The 5,435-nt window shown below is 74.5% G+C and carries 5 protein-coding genes; 4 read left to right on the top strand and 1 reads right to left on the bottom strand.

Translation table 11 applies throughout. The features are described from left to right. The 4 genes from ABZ806_RS44760 to ABZ806_RS44745 form a co-directional block, all read left to right on the top strand. Nucleotides 1-1,416 (top strand): flavin-dependent oxidoreductase (locus ABZ806_RS44760; RefSeq protein WP_500226042.1); only part of this gene is annotated, 1,416 nt, incomplete at its 5' end. A 166-nt stretch (nt 1,417-1,582) separates the two neighbouring features. Beyond that, nucleotides 1,583-2,566, top strand: a complete 984-nt coding sequence (locus ABZ806_RS44755; RefSeq protein WP_500226041.1) for an ABC transporter substrate-binding protein — start codon at nt 1,583-1,585, stop codon at nt 2,564-2,566. Then, a complete protein-coding gene (locus ABZ806_RS44750) occupies nt 2,563-3,345 on the top strand; it encodes an ABC transporter permease (protein WP_500226039.1) in 783 nt (260 codons plus the stop codon). The genes ABZ806_RS44755 and ABZ806_RS44750 overlap by 4 nt, the downstream gene beginning before the upstream one ends. Beyond that, nucleotides 3,342-4,208, top strand: coding sequence for an ABC transporter permease (locus tag ABZ806_RS44745; RefSeq protein WP_500226036.1), 867 nt, complete (start codon nt 3,342-3,344; stop codon nt 4,206-4,208). The genes ABZ806_RS44750 and ABZ806_RS44745 overlap by 4 nt, the downstream gene beginning before the upstream one ends. On the opposite strand, the gene ABZ806_RS44740 is transcribed toward ABZ806_RS44745, so the two are convergent. Continuing rightward, nucleotides 4,190-5,209 carry a bifunctional 3'-5' exonuclease/DNA polymerase gene (locus tag ABZ806_RS44740; protein WP_500226033.1) on the bottom strand — a complete coding sequence of 340 codons (1,020 nt, stop codon included), beginning with the start codon at nt 5,207-5,209 and terminating at the stop codon, nt 4,190-4,192. The two genes, ABZ806_RS44745 and ABZ806_RS44740, sit on opposite strands and share 19 nt — an antisense overlap. Nucleotides 5,210-5,435: the final 226 nt, after the last annotated feature.

Below are 5,435 nucleotides of genomic sequence, written 5' to 3'. Positions count from 1 at the left end.
GCCGACGACCGCCGAGCACAGCGGGATCTCCGGCGGGCGCGGGGCGATGCCGGCGAGCGCGCCGAGCAGTTCCGCGCGCACCGCCTCGACGGCGGCACACTGGGTGCCCGGTCCGCCCCTACGAACGAAGGGGGTTACATGAGCGTGCGCGACACGCGCGTACTCATCGTGGGGGCCGGCATCGGAGGGCTCACCACGGCGTTAAGCCTGCACGAGGCCGGGGTCGAGGCGCTCGTCGTCGACTCCGCCGCGCGGCTGCGGCCGCTCGGCGTCGGCATCAACCTGCTCCCGCACGCGGTCCGCGAGCTGACCGAGCTCGGTCTCGGCGGCGACCTGGCCGACCTCGGCATCCCCACCGCCGAGATGGTGCACTTCGACCGGTACGGCGGCCGGATCTGGGGCGAGCCGCGCGGCCGCGCGCTCGGCTACCACTGGCCGCAGTACTCGATCCACCGCGGCGAGCTGCAGATGGCGCTGCTGGACGCGGTGCTGGCGCGGCTCGGCAAGGAGTCGGTCCGCACCGGCACCGTCTTCGAGGGCTTCGAGCAGGACGGCACGGGGGTGCGGGCGCGGCTGCTCGACCGCGCGTCCGGCACCGCCGAGACCGTCGAGGCCGACGTGCTGGTCGGCGCGGACGGCCTGCACTCGGCCGTCCGCGCCCAGCTGCACCCCGGCGAGCCGGCGCCGCTGTGGAACGGCATCCGGATGTGGCGCGGCCTCACCGAGGGCGAGCCGTTCCTGACCGGGCGGACGCTGGCCGTGGCGGGCAGCAACACCGCGTCCAAGATGGTCGTCTATCCGATCTCGATGCGCGCGGAGCGGCGCGGCGGGGCCCTGCTCAACTGGGTCGCCGAGGTGAGGCTCCCGGCCGACCGGCTGACCGACCCCGCCGACTGGAACCGCACCGGGCGGCTCGACGACGTGCTCCCCTATTTCGCGGACTGGAGGTTCGACTGGCTGGACGTCCCGGCGCTGCTGGCGGGCTCCGCCGAGATCCTGGAGTACCCGATGGTCGACCGGGACCCGCTGGACCGGTGGACGTCCGGCCGCGTCACCCTGCTCGGCGACGCCGCCCACCCGATGTACCCGATCGGGTCGAACGGCGGCTCCCAGGCCGTCCTGGACGCGCGGGTCCTGGCGCACCAGGTGGCCAGGGCCGCCGACCCCGCCGAGGGGCTGCTCGCCTACGAGGCGGAGCGCCGCGAACCGGTCAACGCGATCGTCCTGGCGTGCCGGGACATGCCCGCGGACCGCATCCTGCACACCGTGAGCGAACGCGCGCCGCGGGGGTTCGGCCGCATCGAGGACGTGCTGTCCTCCGACGAGCTGACCAGCATCACCGGCGCCTACCGCAAGACGTCGTTCGACGACGTCGAGGCGCTCAACACGCGTCCCTCGTACACGACCGCGAGCTGACGGACGCGTCCCGGCGGGGCTTTTGACGGGCGCGGTGAGGGCCGGCCTCACCGCGCCCGTGATCTTTTCGTCACGTGACCGATCGATGATCCGGAGTTATCCTCCGGGCCTACGCGCGTTCATGGTCACCGTCCTCCGCCACCCCGCCAGGCCGAGAGGGAGCCCTATGAGGCACTCCGGACGTCGTTCATGTCTCCTCACCGCCCTGCTCCTCGCCGCCTCGCTCACCGCGGGCTGCGGCGGGTCCGACTCCCCCGGTTCGTCCGGCTCCGGGCCGGAGCAGACGACGCTGACGGTCGCCGCGCTCCCGCTCGTGGACGACGCCGGGCTCTACATCGCCCAGAAGCGCGGCCTGTTCGAGGCCGAGGGCATCAAGGTACGGATCAAGCCCGTCCAGCAGAGCATCCAGGCGCTGCCCGCGCTCGCCAAGGGCGACGTGGACGTGATCGCGGCGGCCAACTACGTGACGTTCCTGCAGGCCCAGGACAAGGGCACGCTCAAGCTGCGCGTCCTCGCCGGGGCCGCCGCCGTGACGTCCCACATGATGGACGTCGTCGTCATGCCGGACTCGCCGATCAGGACGGCGAAGGACCTGGAGGGCAGGCGGGTCGCGGTCAACATCCTCAACAACATCCAGTCGCTCACGCTGGACGAGATCCTGAAGGCCGGCGGCGCCGACGCGTCCAAGGTCGAGTACGTGGCGATCCCGTTCCCGCAGATGGCCGCGACGCTGCAGAAGAAGCAGGTGGACGCCGTCCACATCGTGGAACCCTTCCTGACGGACGCGAAGAAGAAACTCGGCGCCCGCGTGGTCGTGGACGGCGGCGGCCCCCCGGTGACGGACCTGCCGATCAGCGGCTACGTCAGCACCGAGGAGTTCACGGCGCGGAACCCGAAGGCGGCGGCGGCGTTCCAGCGCGCCATCGCCAAGGCCCAGGGGCTCGCGGCGGGCGACCGCGCCCAGGTGGCGGCGGTCGTGCCGGGCTACGCGCGCATCGACGCGGCGACGGCCGCGGCGATCACGCTCCCGGGGTACCCGACCTCGATCGACGCGGCGAGCCTGCAGAAGGTCGCCGACATGATGACGAACGCGGGCCTGCTGAAACGGCCCCTGGACGTGAAGACCGTGCTGTTCCAGCCGTCGCCGTGATCTCGCGGCGGGGGCGGTGGGCGCGGGGCGCGGCCGGCGTGGCGGTGCTGTTCGCGGCGAGCGAGGCGCTCGGCCGGGCCGGCATCGTCGACCGGTCCTACCTGCCGCCCGCGTCCGCCGTCTCCGCCCGCGCGCTCGAACTGGCCGGCGACCGGGAGTTCCTGCTGGGCGTGCGCGCGACGCTGCTGGCCTGGGCACTGGGCCTGCTGATCGCCGCGCTGATCGCGGTCCCGCTGGGGCTGCTGCTCGGCAGCGTCCCGGCGGTGAACACCGGCGCCCGGGCCGTCGTGGAGTTCCTGCGCCCGATCCCGTCGGTCGCACTGATCCCCCTCGCCGGGCTGGTGCTCGGGTCCGGCCTGCGCATGGAGGTGCCGCTGATCGTCTACGCGTCGACATGGCCGATCCTGTTCAACACCATGTACGGGCTCGACGGCGTCGACCCCCTGGCGAAGGACACGCTGCGCGCCTTCGGATTCGGCCGGACGCAGATCCTGCTGCGCGTGTCGCTGCGCAGCGCCGCCCCGTTCATCGCCACCGGGGTGCGGCTCGCCGCCGCGATCGCGCTGATCCTGGCGGTCGGCACCGAGATCCTGTCCGGGTTCGGGGAGGGGCTCGGCATCTTCATCGCGCAGGCCGGGAACGTGCCGGACGGCACCCGCGACGTCCTCGCCGGGACGGTCTGGGCGGGCTGCCTCGGGCTGCTGATCGACATGGTGCTCGTCCAGGCGGAGAACCGGGCCTTCGCCTGGCACCGGGCGACGCGGAGCGGTGCCGGATGACCGCCGCGCCGTCCGCCGCCCCGCGCGCCGCGGCCCGCGCCGCCGCCCGCGCGGCCCGCGGGCTCGGCGGCCTGCCGGCGGCGCTGGCCCGCCGCTGGCTGCCGCTCGCGATCCTGGCGGGCTGCTGGGAGGCGGCCGCGCGGACGGCCGGCGGCGCGTTCTTCCCGCCGCCGTCGCGGATCGCCGGGCGGATGCGGGAGCTGTGGTTCTCCGGGCCCGCCGGGCACCTGTTCCTCACCGGCGAGGCGACCGGGGACATCCTGCCGAGCCTCGGCCGGATGGCGCTCGGGCTGTCGCTGTCGGCGGCGGCCGGGATCGTCCTCGGCCTCGCGCTCGGCCGGTCCGAGCGCGCCCTGGCCTACCTGAACCCGATCCTGCAGTTCGCGCGGGTGATCCCGCCGCCCGCCCTCGTCCCGGTGTTCATCGTGCTGTTCGACCTCGGCACCCAGATGCAGGTGGCGTCGATCGTGTTCAGCGCCGTCTGGCCGGTGCTGCTCAACACCGCGGACGGGGCGCGCTCGGTCGACCCGACGCAGATGGACACGGCCGGGGCGTTCCGGCTGTCCGGCCCGGACCGGCTGCGGTTCGTCATCGTGCCGGCGGCGCTGCCCCAGATCTTCGCCGGGCTGCGGCTCGCGCTGTCGCTGTCGCTGATCCTGATGGTCTTCTCCGAGCTGCTCCCCGGCACGTCCAACGGGCTGGGCTTCGAGCTGACCAACGCGCAGAGCCAGTCGGACCTGCCGACGCTGTGGTCGGTGATCGTCCTGCTCGGCATCCTGGGCTACCTGCTCAACGCGCTGCTGCTCGCCGTGGAGCGCCGGGCCCTGCGCTGGCACCGGGCGGCTCACTTGGCGTCGGCGTAGCGGTCGACCACGGCGACCTCCATCGGGAACCGGACCGGGGTGTCGCCGAACAGCAGGCGGCGCGCCTCGTCGGCCGCGGCGTGGACGGCCGCGGTGACGTCCCCGGCCAGCCCGGCGGGGGTGTGCACGATGACCTCGTCATGCTGGAAGAACACCAGCTCGGGCCCGCGGAGCGGAGTCAGGCGGCGGCGCAGGGAGCCGAGGAGGGCGAGTGCCCAGTCGGCGGCGGTCGCCTGGACGACGAAGTTGCGGGTGAAGCGGCCCCGGCTGCGCAGCGCCTGCGCGGCCGTCGGGGCGGGCTCGTCGTCGTCGCCCGCCGCGGTCAGCGCGCGCCATCCGGCGGACGGCGGCGGGCAGGTGCGGCCGAGCCGGGACCGGACGAGCCGCCCCCGCTCCCCCGCCCGCGCGGCGGCCTCCACGTACTCGAACGCGTCGGGGAACCGGTTCTTCAGGACGGCGAGCAGCTGCACGGCCTCCCCCGTCCCGCCCCCGTACATGGCCGACAGCAGCGCGAGCTTGGCCTTGTCGCGGGCGCTGCGGCCGCCGTCGCCGTCATCGTGGAAGGCGTCGGACAGGGCCGCGTACAGGTCGCCGTGCGCGGCTGCCTCGGTGAACGCGCGGTCGCCGGCGAGGGCGGCGAGGACGCGGGGTTCGAGCTGGGCCGCGTCCGCGACGACCAGCGCCCAGCCGGGGTCGGCGACGACCGCCCGGCGCAGCACGCGCGGGATCTGCAGCGCCCCGCCGCCATGGGTCGCCCAGCGCCCCGACACCACGCCGCCGACCACGTACTCGGGCCGGAACCGCCCGCCGCGCACCCACGCGTCGAGCCACGCCCAGCCGTGCGCGGTGTGCAGCCGCGACAGCTCCTTGTACTCCAGCAGCAGCGGCACGGCCGGATGGTCGAGCCGCCTGAGCACATGCGCGCGGGTGGACGCAACCGGCAGCCCCGCAGCGGCGAACGCCTTGACGATCTGCGCAGGCGAATCAGGATTAACGTGCACCCGAGGCGCCGAGCGGAGCTCGTCCCTTGACTGGCCGGGCGCCGAGCGGAGCTCGTCCCTTGACTGGCCGGGCGCCGAGCGGAGCTCGTCCCTTGATTGGTGGTGGGCGGGGGCTGGAGGACGGGGGGCGGGGGCTGGAGGACGGGGGGCGGGGGCTGGAGGACGGGGGGCGGGGGCTGGAGGACGGGGGGGGGGGGGGGTGAGGGGGGGGGGGGTGGTGTTGGTC

This window comes from Spirillospora sp. NPDC047418, from assembly GCF_040643275.1.
Classification (GTDB): domain Bacteria; phylum Actinomycetota; class Actinomycetes; order Streptosporangiales; family Streptosporangiaceae; genus Spirillospora.
The sequence above is the reverse complement of the archived record's forward strand: the minus strand, read 5'-3'. Positions and strand labels throughout refer to the sequence as shown.

What these genes read in the sequence shown, in the direction of transcription:
- ABZ806_RS44755 (WP_500226041.1), top strand. Translation starts at nt 1,583, where the DNA reads ATGAGGCACTCCGGACGTCGTTCATGTCTCCTCACCGCCCTGCTCCTC.
- ABZ806_RS44745 (WP_500226036.1), top strand. Translation starts at nt 3,342, where the DNA reads ATGACCGCCGCGCCGTCCGCCGCCCCGCGCGCCGCGGCCCGCGCCGCC.